Source organism: uncultured Campylobacter sp., assembly GCF_938017775.1.
In the GTDB taxonomy this organism is placed as follows: domain Bacteria; phylum Campylobacterota; class Campylobacteria; order Campylobacterales; family Campylobacteraceae; genus Campylobacter_B.
In genome coordinates, this window is record NZ_CALIIU010000034.1 from 1 (window position 1) to 16,567 (window position 16,567).

At 45.9% G+C, this 16,567-nt stretch carries 12 protein-coding genes and 1 pseudogene; 10 read left to right on the forward strand and 3 right to left on the reverse strand.

Annotated features, from left to right (window positions below):
- The 6 genes and pseudogenes from Q0537_RS05155 to Q0537_RS05180 form a co-directional block, all read left to right on the forward strand.
- Positions 1 to 495 (forward strand): annotated as a pseudogene (locus Q0537_RS05155) (AAA family ATPase); the annotation flags it as partial.
- Positions 488 to 1,495: a hypothetical protein gene (locus Q0537_RS05160; RefSeq protein ID WP_299225642.1), complete on the forward strand. Its 1,008-nt coding sequence runs from the start codon at positions 488 to 490 to the stop codon at positions 1,493 to 1,495. The pseudogene Q0537_RS05155 and the gene Q0537_RS05160, both read left to right, overlap by 8 nt.
- Entirely contained in the window at positions 1,492 to 2,031 is a 540-nt protein-coding gene (locus Q0537_RS05165; protein ID WP_177389145.1) for a hypothetical protein, read from the forward strand. The genes Q0537_RS05160 and Q0537_RS05165 overlap by 4 nt, the downstream gene beginning before the upstream one ends.
- 5 nt (positions 2,032 to 2,036) lie before the next feature.
- The gene (locus Q0537_RS05170; protein ID WP_040303655.1) at positions 2,037 to 3,785 is read left to right on the forward strand and encodes a GspE/PulE family protein; all 1,749 of its coding nucleotides are present in this window, start codon (positions 2,037 to 2,039) and stop codon (positions 3,783 to 3,785) included.
- The gene (locus tag Q0537_RS05175; protein WP_299225644.1) at positions 3,782 to 5,026 is read left to right on the forward strand and encodes a type II secretion system F family protein; all 1,245 of its coding nucleotides are present in this window, start codon (positions 3,782 to 3,784) and stop codon (positions 5,024 to 5,026) included. The genes Q0537_RS05170 and Q0537_RS05175 overlap by 4 nt, the downstream gene beginning before the upstream one ends.
- Before the next feature lie 159 nt (positions 5,027 to 5,185).
- The gene (locus Q0537_RS05180; protein ID WP_299225655.1) at positions 5,186 to 7,429 is read left to right on the forward strand and encodes a DNA translocase FtsK; all 2,244 of its coding nucleotides are present in this window, start codon (positions 5,186 to 5,188) and stop codon (positions 7,427 to 7,429) included.
- Positions 7,430 to 7,531: 102 nt separating this feature from the next.
- On the opposite strand, the gene Q0537_RS05185 is transcribed toward Q0537_RS05180, so the two are convergent.
- Entirely contained in the window at positions 7,532 to 7,714 is a 183-nt protein-coding gene (locus Q0537_RS05185) for a hypothetical protein (protein WP_299225645.1), read from the reverse strand.
- An 806-nt stretch (positions 7,715 to 8,520) separates the two neighbouring features.
- Here Q0537_RS05185 and Q0537_RS05190 point away from each other — a divergent pair.
- Together Q0537_RS05190 and Q0537_RS05195 are read left to right on the forward strand one after the other, a co-directional pair.
- Positions 8,521 to 9,681: an FtsW/RodA/SpoVE family cell cycle protein gene (locus tag Q0537_RS05190; RefSeq protein ID WP_177389148.1), complete on the forward strand. Its 1,161-nt coding sequence runs from the start codon at positions 8,521 to 8,523 to the stop codon at positions 9,679 to 9,681.
- Positions 9,682 to 9,818: 137 nt separating this feature from the next.
- The gene (locus Q0537_RS05195; protein ID WP_299225646.1) at positions 9,819 to 10,832 is read left to right on the forward strand and encodes a UDP-N-acetylglucosamine--N-acetylmuramyl-(pentapeptide) pyrophosphoryl-undecaprenol N-acetylglucosamine transferase; all 1,014 of its coding nucleotides are present in this window, start codon (positions 9,819 to 9,821) and stop codon (positions 10,830 to 10,832) included.
- A gap of 230 nt (positions 10,833 to 11,062) precedes the next feature.
- Here the strand turns inward: Q0537_RS05195 and Q0537_RS05200 are convergent, their stop codons facing one another.
- Positions 11,063 to 11,974, reverse strand: a complete 912-nt coding sequence (locus Q0537_RS05200) for a hypothetical protein (protein ID WP_299225648.1) — start codon at positions 11,972 to 11,974, stop codon at positions 11,063 to 11,065.
- Positions 11,975 to 12,311: 337 nt separating this feature from the next.
- Here Q0537_RS05200 and htpG point away from each other — a divergent pair, with 337 nt between their 5' ends.
- Complete coding sequence (gene htpG, locus Q0537_RS05205) at positions 12,312 to 14,153, forward strand: molecular chaperone HtpG (RefSeq protein ID WP_299225650.1); 1,842 nt, start codon at positions 12,312 to 12,314, stop codon at positions 14,151 to 14,153.
- Positions 14,154 to 14,590: 437 nt separating this feature from the next.
- The gene (locus Q0537_RS05210; protein WP_299225651.1) at positions 14,591 to 15,982 is read left to right on the forward strand and encodes an OprD family outer membrane porin; all 1,392 of its coding nucleotides are present in this window, start codon (positions 14,591 to 14,593) and stop codon (positions 15,980 to 15,982) included.
- Between the two features lie 103 nt (positions 15,983 to 16,085).
- On the opposite strand, the gene Q0537_RS05215 is transcribed toward Q0537_RS05210, so the two are convergent.
- Complete coding sequence (locus Q0537_RS05215) at positions 16,086 to 16,232, reverse strand: hypothetical protein (protein WP_299225652.1); 147 nt, start codon at positions 16,230 to 16,232, stop codon at positions 16,086 to 16,088.
- Positions 16,233 to 16,567: the final 335 nt, after the last annotated feature.

Here is a 16,567-nt window from a genome sequence, read left to right on the forward strand (position 1 = left end):
AGAGAGAGATTTGGCATCTCTATCAATGTCGGAGCGGTAGAGCAGGTCGTTATTTTGCTCGACGAAGCTCAGCTATATCCTGGAAATTTGATAGAAAAAATTCGCCTTATGGCAGATACGAGACTATTTAAATTTTTATTTACGGTTCATAAGACGGACGAGGAAGATCGCCTCGCAAAGGATTATTTTAAAACCAGAATTTGGGAGAGCATCGAGCTTCCTAATTCAAATTTAGGCGAAGTCAAGCTGTATATTGAAAAGAAGCTTGTGCTTCATGGCTTTCAACAATACTATTTTATGTTTAGTGACGATAATTTCGATTTGATTTTAAATTTAACGGACGGCAATATGAGAAATATCAACAAGCTTATGTATAAGATGTATGAGCTTTTTGAGTATTACGAGATAAATAAACCTACGGAAATTAGTTTTTCGCAGATTAATAATAAAATTATAGAGATGGCAGCGATAGGCTCGGGGATAATAAATGCTTGAATTTTACGAAGTAAACGAACTTGAAAAAAAATGGGAAGAGTATAACAAAAACAGAAAGCAGTTTTCCTTTTTGAAATCTAAGCCGAATTTCGTATTGAGATTTGACAAGACGATTTTGGGGCTTTTGATATTGATCTCGGTTGCGATCGGAGCGATATTTTGGCTGCTTAAAGATAGTGATAGCGTCAGTATGGCAAGTATCAATCAAAATATTGAGGACAAGGGCGGTGCTTCAAATTCTACTAATGATGCCGAGCAGCAGGCGGCAGATCTTGCAGTGCAAAATAATATCTCCAAAGAGGATTACAACATTAGCGCGCCGAAAGTTGCTCGTACTTCTAAGCACGAAAAGGAACGCCCAAGTTTAAATTTAAACGACGTGGGTGTACTATCCAGCGAGGATTCCGGTGGGTTTAAGATAACCAATAATTACGAAAATGGCGGAAACTATGGCGGGCAGGCTCAGGCGCAAAATTTCGGCGGTCAAAATTTTGGCAATCAGAATTTTGGCAATCAAAATGCTCCTACATTTAATGTGCCTAATACCAATAACGCAGCTTTTGCAAATCAGCCGCCTAAAAACGAGGTTATAGATTTTGGGCGTGCTCCATTGCCGCCTAAATCAAATTTCTCTGGAGGTTCTACAAATACCGCAAGTAGCGCTCCGCTAAGTTCCAGAATTGAGATAAAAACTTCAAATTTAAGCGAAGATAAGCAGAGCTTGGAGAGTAAATTTTACGCGACGAATAAGATTGAGTATTCGCTATCGCTAGCTGAAGAAGCGTATAATAAGAAAGACTACGATAATGCGATCAAATGGGCTCTTACGTCAAATGAGCTTGATAAGGACAACGTCGCCAGCTGGATAATTTTTGCTAAAGCCAATTATAAAAAGGGTCGTAAAGAAGACGCGCTTTACGCTCTTGAGACCTTTAATGCAAAGGCGAAAAATAGCGAAATTTCTAACCTCATTTCAAAGATAAGAAGCGATAAACTATGAAAATTTTATATATTTTAGCTTTTGCGATCGCGTCGTTATTTGCAGTTAGCGCCGATGACGTGCGCAACTGGGATCAGATCGGTCAGTATAACCGCATCTGCCAAGAAAGCGTGCGAAATTTATTCATCGAGGAGCAGAGCGAGGCGCTTGCGAATATGTATGCCAAGGCATGCCTGAAAATGGATAAAGTAAATGAGCTCGTCGTGCCTACGGTGATGCTTTATAAGACGAAAGAGGCTCGCGAGAATGCTTCTCTTTATTCGACCATAATTTTTCAAAAAAAGATGCTTTATTTGGCGCTTTGCGACGGCGTAGACATAAGCTACATAAGAACGCCTAAAATTAATTATATTTTGTCTGAAATTTTTGATAAATTTACGGAGAGAGCATACGTAAAAAAGAGTGATACGTATGTCTTTACCCTAGAAAACGGCGAGCGTGCCGAGCTTTTTATCAAAGAAGAGGAAGAGGTAAAAAAGATGGTAATTGCAATTTATGCTGGCGATAAGCTTAGCTCGATTAAAATTTATTGGTGATTGCGATGACGAAGATTGAAGAGCAGATTGTTGCGATTTTAATACGAAATAATATCCTTACTAGCACCGTTGTTCCGGAAATCAAAGATAAGATGGATATCGGCTTGACGCTAGGCGAGGTTTTAGTCGGAGATAACTATCTAAGCCAGGATGATTTTTGCTCGATTTTAGTTGAGTTATACAAGCGTCGTCAGATAGAATTTGACGATATAAGCGAAAAATTTTCGATGGATCCGAAGGAATTTTTGCAAATTCTAGCCAAGAAAATGAACCTGTCGTATATGAATTTAGACGATATCGACATAGATTTTAGGCTATCGGAACGCACTCCTACCGCACAGCTTAAAAGATACGGCGTGATACCTGTTAAAGCGGATGATCTGAATATTTACGTTGCTTTTTCTGATCCGTTTAATCTTGAGTCGCAAGATAAGGCGCAGGCTATGTTTAGTAAACAGCTGCTTAAAATCGTAGTAGCCGATCCAAATCAAGTAAATAAATATCTATCTAAGCTTGAGCTTTCAGAGAGTATTAAGGGGCTCGTAGCGGAGATCCGCAAAGAGCTCGCCAACACCGGCGGTAGCGGAAGCAGCGATGATACCTCGGCGATTTTGAAGCTCATTGAGATGATAATCAGCCAGTCTATTAAGATGCGCGGTAGCGATATTCACATCGAGCCGACCGAGAATAACTGCGTCGTACGTACCAGAATCGACGGAATGCTCGCTGAAATTTTTATCTTTGATAAGGATATCTATCCACCGCTAGTAAGCCGATTGAAGCTACTTTCAAATATGGATATCGCCGAGCGCCGTAAGCCGCAGGACGGCAGGTTTAGTATGAAAATTTCAGGTCGCGAATACGACTTCCGTATTTCGACACTGCCTATTATCAATGGCGAATCTACCGTTATGCGTATCCTCGATAAATCCAAGGTTATCATAAGTCTGGAAAAGCTCGGTATGCACCCTGATAGCTTTAAGAAATTTAATAACGCTATGAAGGCTCCATATGGTATTATCTTGGTTACCGGACCTACGGGAAGCGGTAAGTCTACGACGCTATATGCAGCGCTAAACGATATTAAAAATATCGATACTAAGGTTATTACCGTAGAAGATCCAGTCGAGTATCAAGTAAATTTAATCCAACAAGTCCAAGTTAACGAAAAAGCAGGTCTTACCTTTGCTTCAGCATTGCGCTCGATCTTAAGACAAGACCCCGACATCATAATGATCGGTGAGATCCGTGATCAAGAGACCCTTAGGATCGCGATCCAGGCTGCTCTTACTGGACACTTGGTTTTCTCAACCCTACACACCAACGACGCCGTTAGTGCGATCCCGCGAATAGTGGATATGGGTATAGAGGCCTACCTCATAAGTGGTGCGCTCATTGCAGTAGAGGCACAGCGTCTCGTGCGAAAGCTTTGCCCGCACTGCAAGCAGCCTACGAATCTGCCTAAATCGATGCTTGATCAGCTGAAGGAATTTTTGCCTGAAAAATACACATTTTTTAAGGCCGTAGGTTGCGATCAATGCGGTCAGACGGGCTATATGGGGCGTGAGATGATTAGTGAAATTTTACCTATTACCGATAAAATGCAAAGCTTGATCGCTAACGGCGGCTCAAAGGACGATATGAGGGCCTTGGCGAAGGAGGAGGGTTTTATAGATATGTTTGAAGATGGTGTTATACGTGCTGCGCGCGGAGTAACTAGTATAGAAGAAATTTATAGGGTGGCTAAACAATGAAAAAGCAATTAGAAGTTGAATACAACGCCAAGGGCGCAAGAAGGAAGATGTTTTTGCAAGCTAGCGATAAGGTGCAAGCAAACAACCTCATGAAGCAGCGCGTAGGCGGGACGATCGTAAAAAGAGGTGAAACCCAAGTCGTAGCCAATACGGGCGGCGATTTTAAGGCGCAGGTTTCGCGCATGCTAGGTGGTAGCGGAAGAGTTAGAACACTGCCGTTAGTAGCGTCGATCCGTCAGCTTTCGGTTATGACAAATGCGGGAATTTCAATCCACGACTCGATCAAAGAGGTTGCAAGGGCGGCAGAGGATAAGACACTAAAAGAAATTTTCAGCGCGATGAACGACGATCTTAACGCAGGTCTTAGTCTTACCGAATCTACGGAGAAATTTAGAGGACAGCTCGGTGATGTCGTCGTTGCGATGGTAAGTCTGGGCGAAGCAACCGGTAATATGGCAGAGTCTCTAGCCAAGCTTGCCGCTATGCTTCAAGAGCTTTGGGAAAACCAGCGTAAATTTAAAAAGGCGATGCGTTATCCTATGATCCTTATGATCGTTATGGCAATTGCGTTTTCGGTTTTGATGATGTATGTCGTGCCGAAATTCCGCGAGATTTTTGAGGATTTGGGCGCGGATTTGCCACTACCTACTAGAATTCTACTTGGTATCGAAAGCACTCTTAATAATTATGGAATTTTTGTTTTAGCGGGCATCATAGGCACTATCATAGCTCTTAGATGGGCATATCGCAATAACCCTGAGTTTAAAAAAGGCTTTGACAAGACGATTTTAAGGGTCTATCTATTCGGTAAGATCATATTTTTCTCGACGATGTCGCGATTTATGCTTATTTTTACAGAGCTTGTGCGAGCGGGTATTCCTATCGCAGATGCACTAGATACATCTGTTTTAATGGTGGATAATCATACTTTAAAAGAGAAGCTCTCTACCGTTAAAATCGCCGTGCAGCAGGGCGTGAGCCTAACAGAGGCGTTTAACAATACAGGGCTTTATGAGAGTATGCTTATTCAGATGATCAGCGCGGGCGAGCAGGCCGGTAACCTCGATAAGATGCTTGGCAATGTCACGGATTATTATAAAGAGAAATTCGACGATATCATCGATAATATCTCAAGCTACGTCGAGCCGATCATGCTATTTTTTATGGCGGGCATGGTTCTTCTTTTGGCTCTTGGTATCTTTATGCCTATGTGGGATCTGGGCAAAGCCGTCAAAAATTAACCCCTTTAATTCCGCGCCTGCGAGGGCGCGGAATTTTATCAAAGCATTAAAATTTCATCCTTCAAATAAAATTTTAACCTTCGTTTGGCTAAAATACCGCTTTAAATTTAAGGATCAATCATAGTTAAAGAAGTATATTTTATCGTCGTATCGGCTATCATAATATTTTTTGGGCTTGCTACTATTGCGCCCGATTCCGCGCTTGTAGGCAGCGCAGGCAACGCCATCCGCTCGTTTAATACCCAGCTATTCGGCTATTTTGCATACATCTATCCGCTATTTTTGCTCGCTTTGGCATACGTAGCCTATAAGCATTTTCGCGGTTTTGACTTTAGATTTTTTGAGTTTAGCATCGGAGCCATTTTGCTATTTTTTACAATTTTGATGGTGCAGTCGAGTCTCTTTGGCGCTAGCGGCGGAGCAGTCGGCAGCTTCGCGGTGGACGGACTTAGGCGAATGATTGGAAGCGTCGGCGTGTGGATTTTTAATATTACGATTTTTGTGCTTTCGCTAGTGCTTATATTTGAAGATCGTTTTACCGACATCATCAAAAACTGCTTTATTGGCTCAAGAGATGAAAGCTCGCAGGATGAAATTGGGGATAATTTTGCTAGCGATGCGGATACAGCACAAAGAGGCGGGCTCGCAAGGTATTCGTCTGCGCAAGGCTTGAGAGGTGCGGAAAATTTTAACGCTTTGGATAACTCTTTGAGCGCAGAGGACAATTCAGCGAAACAGGGTAATTTTGCGGAGCAGGGTGCAAGCGGGCGCGGTTTTGAAGGCGGGCAAAATTTTCAAAATTTAAACGATGCTCACGAGCCTGAGTCTGAGCAGAATTTCGGTGACGCGCAGGGTCCGCAGGCTTCCGCTGAACGCGAGCTTAAAATGCCGCAGAAGGGAAAGCCGAGCAGGCTAAAAAGGGTCGAGCGCCTAAGCGAGGTCGCCGAAAACAAAAGGCTTTTGGATCAGCTCGATAAGGGCAGGATGGCTAAGCCCAAGGATTTTAAGCTACCGCCGCTTGATTTTTTAAACCCGCCGCCGAAAAAGAAAAGCAATATCGACGAGAGCGAGATCGATCGTAAAATTTACGACCTGCTCGATAAGCTGCGTAAATTTAAGATCGACGGCGACGTGGTGCGAACCTACTCGGGCCCGGTCGTTACGACCTTTGAGTTTCGCCCCGCCGCGCACATCAAGGTAAGTAAAATTCTAACGCTGCAAGACGATCTCGCGATGGCTCTTCGGGCGCAGACCATCCGCATCCAAGCGCCGGTTCCTGGCAAAGACGTCGTAGGCATCGAGATTCCGAATCAAAATATCGATACGATCTATCTGCGCGAAATTTTAGAAAGCGACGTATTTAAAAGCGCCTCCAGTCCCCTTACCATCGTGCTTGGCAAGGACATCGTGGGCCAGCCCTTCGTCACCGATCTTAAAAAGCTGCCGCACCTTCTCATCGCAGGCACCACCGGAAGCGGCAAGAGCGTGGGCATCAACGCCATGCTGCTTAGTCTTTTGTATCGCAACTCACCCAAGAGCCTGCGCCTAATAATGATCGATCCCAAGATGCTCGAGTTTAGCATCTACAACGACATCCCGCACCTGCTAACGCCCGTCATCACGCAGCCTAAGCAGGCGATCATCGCGCTAAGCAACCTTGTCGCCGAGATGGAGCAGCGCTACTCGCTCATGGCGCAAAACAGGACGAAAAATATCGACAACTACAACGAAAAGATGCTGCGCGAGGGTGGCGAAATTTTGCCTTACATCGTCGTTATCATCGATGAGCTCGCGGATCTGATGATGACGAGCGGCAAGGATGTGGAGCACTACATCGCGCGTCTGGCGCAGATGGCGCGCGCCAGCGGTATCCATCTCATCGTGGCGACGCAGCGCCCTAGCGTGGACGTCGTCACGGGGCTGATAAAGGCGAATCTGCCTAGCCGCATCAGCTTCCGCGTGGGCTCGAAAGTCGATAGCAAGGTGATTTTGGATCAGATGGGCGCGGACAGCCTACTTGGGCGTGGCGATATGCTCTTTACGCCGCCTACCGCGCCAGGGCTCATCCGCCTGCACGCGCCGTTTACGACCGAGAATGAGATCAACAAGATCGCGGAATTTTTAAAAGCGCAAGAAAGCGTCGTTTATGACGAGCGATTTTTGATCGAAAACGAGGGCGCCAAGCAAGAAGGCGGCATAATCAATCCGCAAAATATCGTGCTTGACGAGCTTTACAACGAGGCGAAAGCGATCGTTTTGGAGGAGGAGAAGACCTCGATCAGCTACCTGCAGCGCCGCTTGCGCATCGGATACAACCGCGCCGCGACGATCATCGAGCAGCTCGAACAGATGGGCGTTTTAAGCGAGATCAACGCTAAAGGTCAGCGTGACATAATCAAGTAAGCTTTAAAATTTCGATGAAATTTAAGCGGCGAAATTTTGAAATTTATTAGATTTATAGGTGCCAGAATTTTTAAAATTTAATCGATCTGCGTCGGTGAAATTTTAAAATTTATCGGATTTGAAGCGGTGGAATTTTAAAATTTTTTGATCTGTATGGTGGATTTTAAATTTTAAAATTTGCGCGTTCTGCAGCTCGCGCTTGTGCTTCTGTGGCTGCGGAAAGGCGGACGGTTTATACGGATGCGAGGATGTGATCGAAGTTTTGCGGTATGGTAGGCACTTCAAGTAGTGCTCGGTGGATGTGAACAGCGTGTTTTGCAGCTTGCGTTTACGACGCATCGTTTTTTAAAACGAATTGAAATTTAAGGCGCAGCTAAATTGCGCGCTGTGTTCTTGGCGCCAAATTTAAACCGCGGCGTGAAATTTTAAAGTGCAAGCGGAGTAGAAAATAGGATGGTTTTAAAATTTAAAAATTGAGCGCTAAAAATTTTGCGATTTTAAATTTTATAAATTTACAAAACTCGGTAGAATTTAAATTTTAAAATTTTGCTTCTTTTTGGGCTTTTAAATTTTGAAATTTTGAAATTTTGAAATTTTGAATTTACCGCAGCGAATCAAAATTTTAAATCGCGCCTTGCCGGTATGAAGCGTTTGAAGTTGCGCGAGCGGGAGAAGTTGCCGGAGTATTAGTATTGGCTTGTCGTGCGTGGCAGCTGATTTGCAGCACGAACGCCCATGTGCAATTTTGTATAGTCGCGGCTTGTGACCATGCTATAACGTGCCGAAAGCCGCTTTGTGCAAGAAGAATGTGTACTTAAAAGGTGGTGCGGGACGTGCTTTTCGGCGCGGTATCTCGCAGCGCATGCCATAAAGCCGCCTATGTGCGAGAATAAAATTCGCGCCGCACGTCAAAGACGCATAATCGCATTGCGTGCCAAAAGACAATACGTGGTCGTGCCGTACGCTTTTTAAAAGGCAGTGCCGCGATCCGGGCCGTGCGGCAGGGGCGCAATGCGAGGTTTGAGCTCGCGCGGCGGACGAAGCGTGCACGGCGCGCGTAAATGCGAATAAATTTTAAAACGGAGAGATGATTGAGAACCGATAAATGGCTATATTACTTCACCTGCGCGCTCATTACGATCGGCATGATATTTTCGCTGTCGCTGAGCTCATATACGGTGCTTCTGCTGGGCGCTACGCCACTGCATTTTTTTTATCGTCAGTGCGCGGTGGGGATCGCGTGCATCGCGGTGATGTGGATCGTATCGCGCGCCGATCCCGATAAATGCCTAACGCCGGTGTGCATGTCGCTTTTTGCGATAATGGGGATTTTGATGCTCGCGATGGGCTTTTTGCCCAAGTCCTTAGTCGCCGATGTTAACGGCGCGGCGCGCTGGATCAGGCTGCCGTTTTTTAACCTCGCGCCGGTGGAATTTTTCAAGGTGGGCTTCATCTACTTTTTGGCGTGGAGCTTCTCGCGCAAGCTCGATCACTCCAAAAAAAGCATCGGGCGCGAGATCGCGACGCTGCTTCCTTACGTAGCGCTTTTTGGATTCGTCGTAATCCTAGTCGCCATCGTGCAAAACGATCTGGGACAGGTCGCGGTGCTGGGGCTTACGATGATTTTTATGTCGCTTTTTGCGGGCACTAGCTTCAAGCTCATCGGCTTTAGCTTTATGGGGATTTTGGGGCTTGCTTACGTTTTTATCGTCACGAGCGCGCACAGGGTCGATCGCGTGCGCTCGTGGTGGGGCGGCGTGCAGGATTTCGTACTGTCGTTTATGTCGCCGGAGACAGCTGCCGGGCTGCGTATAGAGGACGCTAGCGCGCCGTATCAGGTCGGACACTCGCTAAATGCGATAAACAACGGCGAGTTTTTCGGGCAGGGGCTTGGGCTGGGAAGCTTTAAGCTTGGCTATCTGAGCGAGGTGCATACAGACTTCGTGCTTGCAGGTATTGCCGAGGAGTGGGGGTTTGTCGGGATTTTGCTCATCGTGGCGCTATTTTATGCGATGCTATTTCGCATCTTTCAGACCGCGAGCAAGTCGCCTAGTAACGTAAATTTCCTCTTTTGCCTGGGTATCGGCTTTATGTTTTTCTTTTCGTTCATTATCAACTCCTACGGCATCACGTCGATCTCGCCGGTAAAGGGTATCGCCGTGCCGTTTCTGAGCTACGGCGGCAGCCACCTGCTCGCGGCATCGTTTGCGGTGGGGCTCGTTTTGATGGCGTCGAAAAGGGCGAAATTTTAAGGCTTTTGCGGGCTTTGGAGCGAGTGCGATTAAATTTAGGCGTAAATTTAGAGCCGAATTTTGCGTTTGAAATTCTACGCTGAAGCGCGCCGTGGCTTAAATTTAAGCGCAAAATTTTATAAATTTAAAGGAAAAGTATGGTCATAGCAATCAGCGGCGGCGGTACCGGCGGGCATCTGATAATCGCTAAAAATTTAGCCGCTCATCTTGCGAAGCAGGGCACCGAGACGATCTTTATTGGCTCAAACCGTGGGCAGGATCGCGCGTGGTTTGAAAATAGCGAGCTTTTTGCGCGCACCTATTTTCTGCAAAGCTCGGGCGTCGTCGATAAAAAGGGCCTTGCCAAGCTAGCCTCGCTGTTAAATATCCTGCGCCTCTCGCTTGCGGCGCGTAAAATTTTAAAGCAAAACGGCGTCCGCGCGCTCATCAGCGTGGGCGGATACAGCTCGGCGCCCGCATCCATCGCGGCGATCCTTTCTCGCGTGCCGTTTTTTATCCACGAGCAAAATGCCGTTTGCGGGCGGCTCAACCGCCTGCTGAGGCCATTTGCGCGCGCATTTTACAGCTCCTATGAAAAGCCCGCGTTTGCTTATCCGATCGCGGATATTTTTTTCGAGACGGCGCGGCCGCGCACGGCGCTTAAGAGGGTCATCTTTTTGGGCGGCTCGCAGGGGGCGAGCTTTATCAACTCGCTTGCCGTGGAGCTTGCGCCCAAGCTTTTGAGCCTCGGCTACGGCGTGATCCATCAGTGCGGCGAGCGCGAGTTTAAGCGTATCTCCCAGACCTACGCGCAGCAGGGCCTAGATGTACAGCTCGTAGGCTTTTGCAAAAACATGCACGAGCTCATCGCAAGCGCCGATCTTTGCGTCGGGCGCAGCGGCGCTAGTACGCTGTGGGAGCTCTGCGCAAATGGCCTGCCGGCGATATTCGTGCCGTTTCCGTTCGCGGCGGCGGATCATCAGTTTTATAACGCGAAATTTCTTAAAGAGCGCGGACTTTGCGAAATTTTACGCCAGCAGGACGCAAGCGGCGAGCGGATTTTGAGCTTGATTGAGAGCTTTGACGTGGCGCGCGCGAGCAAAGGGCTGCTTGAGCTTGCGGATCGAAACGGCGCGCAAGCGATCATTGGCGACGTAATGAGTAAAATTTAAAAGCGCGCCGGACAGTATGAGCTTGCGTAAATTTAAGGCGATCTCTGCGCGAGGCTTTAAATTTATTAAACCGATTAAATTTTACTTTTTGCGTTTGCGTAAATTTTACGCGGCACTTCGGTTTGAGTAAAAATTTGAAATTTGTATGCTTGCAGGCGACGGACGTTTTTTGATTTGCGCAAATTTAAACCCGCAAGCGCAATGCGCAAAAGTGCATTTGAGCCGTAAAATTATCTGCGCCTAAAGCTGATTATTGCATCGTCGTTTTCTTGTTGATATTTTTCAAACAGAGCCTGATATCTTTGCGATTTTGCCGGATCATTTGAATAAATTCCCACTAGAAAATAGCACGCCTCCGCAAATCGCAACTCGCACGATCGCTCAAAGTATTGCGCGCCCGCCTCCTTGTCATTGTCGTCAAAATACGCGACGTAACCGAACATAAAGCAGCCCTCGCCGTTACCGAGCTTGCATGCTTTTTTATACAGTTTTCTGCCCTCTTGCGAATCTCTATCCTCGTAGCCTGCAAGTTTCGTGCAGCTTTCGCCGCCGTTAAGCTCGTAGCAGCCTTTTTTAAGCAGATCTTTGGCGCCATCTTGCGAAATTTCGCCATTTAATAGCAGCAGGCTCGAAAGCACGGCGCAGGCATTGCCGTCTCCGCCGTCGCAATCTTCGCGAAATCTTACGGGATTTTTCATTTTTAAAGTACCGTCTTTGGTGCGAATAGAAATTTCTTTAGGATTTTTATTCGCGTCTTCATTTGCTTGATTGATCGGAATTTGGGTTTCATTCAAAGCCTCCGTGCGAAAAGGTGCCTTTATCGCTATAAAAACCGCGACTATACATACGATGACGAGAGGGAGCATTTTCGGCGTAGAGCGATTTTTGTGCGGAGCGCGGAGATCTGCGTCTTTGATCGATTGCCCATCCATTAAAGTAACGACGGAAGGCTTGGGGCTCGGTTTTTGGCTTAAATTTACGGCCGAACCTGCGCCTGATTTTTCGACCAGATTTACGGCGGCGTCCATATTCAGATCTGCATTAGCGTCCGCCTCGCAGATATTTTCGTTTGGGCTTTTTAAATTTTTGCCACGCTTTTCTCTCAGCTCATTTATGCGCCGTATAATTTCTTCGTTATTCAAATGAAATCCTTTTTTTTGCTCGATAAATTTTGTTTTAGTCAAACGCCCGCTTTTATCATAAAAATCGCATTGAAATCGAGGCGGATTATATCATTTTGTTTTGAATTTTTCAAAAAAATATGACCAAGAAAAATCTGCAAATTTAGTGTAAATACGCCGTCAAATTTAGACGGGTTCTTGCTAGGATTATCCACAGCTAGGTTTAAATTTTATATACTTCGGACGCGCATAAATTTACAAAACTTGATAGGATTCATATCAAGTTTATTTATTCTACTCTTGACAAGATTAGCACTCCATGATATAATCTGCCAAAATTTTTAAAAAGGACCGCATAATGGCAAAGAAAAAATTTAAGACCGAAGTGAATGATCTGCTAAATTTGATGATCCATTCGCTTTATTCAAACAAGGAGATTTTCCTGCGCGAGCTTATCTCAAACGCAAGCGACGCGCTGGATAAATTAAACTATCTAAGCCTTACGAATGACGATTACAAGGCGCTTTCGTATGTGCCGCGCATCGATATAAAGATCGACAAAGAGGCCAAAACGCTAAGCATCGGCGACAACGGCATCGGCATGGACGAGGCCGAGCTAGAGAGCAATCTAGGCACTATCGCGCGCAGCGGCACGAAGGGCTTTATGGCGAGCCTTAGCGGCGATGCGGCAAAGGACAGCAACCTCATCGGGCAGTTCGGCGTCGGGTTTTATTCGGCGTTTATGGTAGCGGATCGTATCGAAGTTATCAGCCGCAAGCCGCTCTCGCAGGACGGCTATAAATGGAGCAGCGACGCGAGCAACTACGCGATCGAAAAGGCGCAAAAAGAGAGCTTCGGCACGATGATAATCTTGCATATGAAAGATGAGGAGTTTTTGGACGGCTACAGGCTTGAAGGCATTATCAAAAAATACTCCAACCACATCCCTTACCCGATCTTTATGGATAAAGAAGAATACGTACCCGCGCAAAAAGAGGGCGAGCAGGGACATAGCGAAATCAAAAACGTCCAGATCAACCGCGCTAGTGCGCTTTGGCAGCTGCCGAAAAGCAGCCTAAAGCCGGGCGATTATAATGAATTTTACAAGCAGATCAGCCACGATAGCGGCGATCCGCTGTTTTACATCCACACCAAGGCCGAGGGCACGCATGAGTACACGACGCTTTTTTACGTGCCGAGCAGTGAGCCTTTCGATCTATACCGCGTCGATTATCAAAGCGGCGTGAAGCTCTACGTCAAGCGCGTTTTCATCACCGACGACGCCAAAGAGCTGCTGCCTAGCTACTTGCGCTTCGTGCGCGGCATAATGGACGTCGAGGATCTGCCGCTAAACGTAAGTCGCGAAATTTTACAAGAAAACCGAATTCTAGCCTACGTCCGCGAACAGAGTGTGAAAAAAATTCTATCCGAGCTGCAGAGGCTTTTGCAGAACGATCGGGAAAAATACATAAAATTTTACGAATTATTCGGCAAGGTTTTGAAAGAGGGACTTTACGGCTTCGGCGTAAACAAAGAGGAAATTTTAAAGCTTTGCCTTTTTAAATCGAACCTGCGAGACGGGCTCATCACGCTTAGCGAGTATAAGGAAAAAATGGGCGCGGAGCAAAAAGAGATCTATTATATCGCGGGAAATAGCGCCGCGATGCTTAAAAGCTCGCCTCTGATCGAGAAATTTAACGCCGAAGGTACGGAGGTGTTGCTCTGCGACGATGAGATCGATACGATCGTGATGCCTGGCGTTTTTGAGTTTGACAAGACGCCGGTTAAAAATGCGACTTCGATCAAGCAGGAGGCTGCGAGCGACGATGCCGCGACGCCGCAAGCCAAAGAGATCGCCGCAAAGATCAAAGAAATTTTAGGCGAACGCGTCAAGGATGTTAAAATTTCATCGCGTCTAAGCGGCTCGCTTTCCTGCCTTGTTTTTGACGAGAACGATCCCGATTTTGCGACGCAGCAGCTGCTTAAACAGATGGGAAACCGCAATCTGCCGCCAATAAAGCCGATTTTGGAGATCAACGCCGATCACGAGATCATCAAAAAGCTGCAGACCGATAAACTGATGCTGCCGCAAGTATCTGAGATAATCTACGATCTGGCGCGTCTTAGCGAGGGGCAGGAGCTTGAAAATCCGAGCGAGTTTATCAAAAACGTAAACGAGCTGATCGCAAAGGCTCTATAGATTATCTAAATTTAGAGCTTCGATCCGCTAGTAAAATTCCGCGCGGCTGCATATATCTATGTGGCCGCGTTTTAAATTTAAAGAGAAATTTCTGCAGGCAAACTTCACCGCGCTTTTTAAATTTTAAAATTTAAAAGCGGCGGAATTTCACTCTTTGATTTCGGTAAAATTTTATTCGGCGGCTCGGTTCGGCGTTTTTGAAATTTTAAAATTTTGATCGCTTTTATCTTCGAGCCGAGGTTGGAGCGCGAGCCGAAAATATTCGTCAAATCATAAAATCATAAATCGGGCGATAAATTTCACTATTCATTAATTTAATCTTTACAAAGTTGCGTAATTTTATTTTAAATTTCCCCCTTTTTTATCGCTAACAGCGAGATTGTTTGATATAATTCATTTTATAAATATTTGTAAATCTTTATGAAAGGAGATTTCGAATGAAACTCATCAAACTAAGTTTAGCTGCTGCGGTTTGCGCATGTGCTGTATCCTCGCTAAGCGCGGCGGAGAGCGTAGCCGATGCGATCACTAACGGTAAGCTTGGCGGAACGGTAAAGACAACTTACGCCAATAAAACCGTAGGCAATAGAGGCGAAGCCGCTACGGGCGATAACGACTACGAGGCATTCGGCGTGGGTCTTGAGCTCGGATACGTTACCGATCCTCTTTACGGCTTTAGAATAGGGCTTACCGGACAAGGCTGGTTGATGCCGTATCATGTAGGCTCAAGCAATAAGACCGCCTACGATAAGGAGTGGTATACCAAGGGTGCGGTATTATCGGAATTATACCTAGGATACGGCATAGGAAATACCGATATAAAGGCGGGTAGACAATATGTCGTTACTCCGCTGGTAGCAGGCAACTATACGAGGGCGTTTAAAGAAGCTTTCGAGGGCGTGGCGATATCTAATAAAGATATCCCCGATACCACCTTGTGGGGCGGATGGTTTTATAAATTCCAAGGAAGGAGCAAAACCGCTATGGGCGCTCCAGCCGGCGAAGGAAAGGCTCCTTTGTTTAAAGATATGGTGATTCTGGGTAATATGACCGGTCCGGTCGCCGTAAAATTTGAAAATATCTTCTCCGCATATGTTCAAAACAAATCCTTGCCTTATACTACTTTAACCGGCGCTTACGCAGCGGTAACGGACGTAAAACCCGCTAACGCGTTAAAAGACGGCGACGTTAGCTTGTATCTTGCCGAGGCAAATGTAAAAGTGCCGGTAGGCGAGATTTTAAAGCTGGGATTTGATCTTAACTACAAAGGTTCGCGCGTGGACGGAGGGCTGGAGCCAAGAAGGCTTGACGGCGATATGTTCGGCGCAAGAGTCTCGGTTAGCGAGTTTTTCGGATTCGGTCTATCGTATGCCTATACGACCGTTAGCGACGACGATGCCGTTATTTTGGGCGTCGGCAACGGCCCTGGATCATACACCGCTCTGCCTATTAGAGGTCCGTTCGTCTTCACAGGATATGCGGGTATGGATACGCACAAGATCGTGCTTGATTACAACTTCGGCGCTATCGGCTTGGATGGCTTCAAAACCGCGCTACACTACGTAAAAGGCGATCAGGACAGAGTAGGCGGCACGAATAATATCAATGCTAGCGGGGCTGCGGGCCAAAAGGTCGGCACCAGCATGGACGTAGAGGGCTGGGCGGTAACGGCAAACTACGCTCCTAAGGCCGTTAAGGGGCTAAGCTTGGGCGTAACCTACACTGCGCTTGAGAGAAGCGACCACTACGCTAGCGGCGTAAATAGGAAGTTCGACGAGAATGAGATATGGTTGCAAGCTGCGTATAAATTTGATCTAAGCGCCAACTAAAGCTTTAAAGAGCGGAGTATTTTCCGCTCTTTCTCATCCGTATTATTTTGCCTCGTATATGACGCAAAAAGAGCGTTAAACCCGAAAAATTTATTCTTTCCCATCATGCATTATCAAGCGAGCCCTTGCTTGTTAAATGCTTCAATCTAAACTCTCTAAATTTACACGGACTCTTAAATTTAATGCAGCAAGGGCTAAATTTAGACGATAAATTTACAAGATAGATCGGCGAAATTTCAAATTTATTCAATCCACTCCTCGAAATTTTAAAATTCTAAAACCTGCTATTTAAATTTAACGTAGCTATTTAATCTAGTAAAATTTCATAAGCATTTTACCGCAAGCAGACCATCAGCAAACTGATTTGTCTTTAAGCTCTTACAGGCATTGACTGCGCCCTAGTACGGCGCTGAGATATTAAAAAAAGCGATGATTTTCGCACGGCTTCTTTCGGTAAAATTTTAATTTGGATAAATTTTAAAGCTCGTCCGTAAAGCGTAAAAGAGATGAAAAAGGATAAAATTTTACCTATCGGATCAAGCGGAATAAAAGCGAGATAAAATTTGACCCGTTAAATTTAACTCG

Excerpts from the sequence above, each read along its gene's own strand:
- Q0537_RS05160 (WP_299225642.1), top strand. The coding sequence starts at position 488 with ATGCTTGAATTTTACGAAGTAAACGAACTTGAAAAAAAATGGGAAGAG.
- Q0537_RS05165 (WP_177389145.1), top strand. The coding sequence starts at position 1,492 with ATGAAAATTTTATATATTTTAGCTTTTGCGATCGCGTCGTTATTTGCA.
- Q0537_RS05170 (WP_040303655.1), top strand. The coding sequence starts at position 2,037 with ATGACGAAGATTGAAGAGCAGATTGTTGCGATTTTAATACGAAATAAT.
- Q0537_RS05175 (WP_299225644.1), top strand. The coding sequence starts at position 3,782 with ATGAAAAAGCAATTAGAAGTTGAATACAACGCCAAGGGCGCAAGAAGG.
- Q0537_RS05195 (WP_299225646.1), top strand. The coding sequence starts at position 9,819 with ATGGTCATAGCAATCAGCGGCGGCGGTACCGGCGGGCATCTGATAATC.
- htpG (WP_299225650.1), top strand. The coding sequence starts at position 12,312 with ATGGCAAAGAAAAAATTTAAGACCGAAGTGAATGATCTGCTAAATTTG.
- Q0537_RS05210 (WP_299225651.1), top strand. The coding sequence starts at position 14,591 with ATGAAACTCATCAAACTAAGTTTAGCTGCTGCGGTTTGCGCATGTGCT.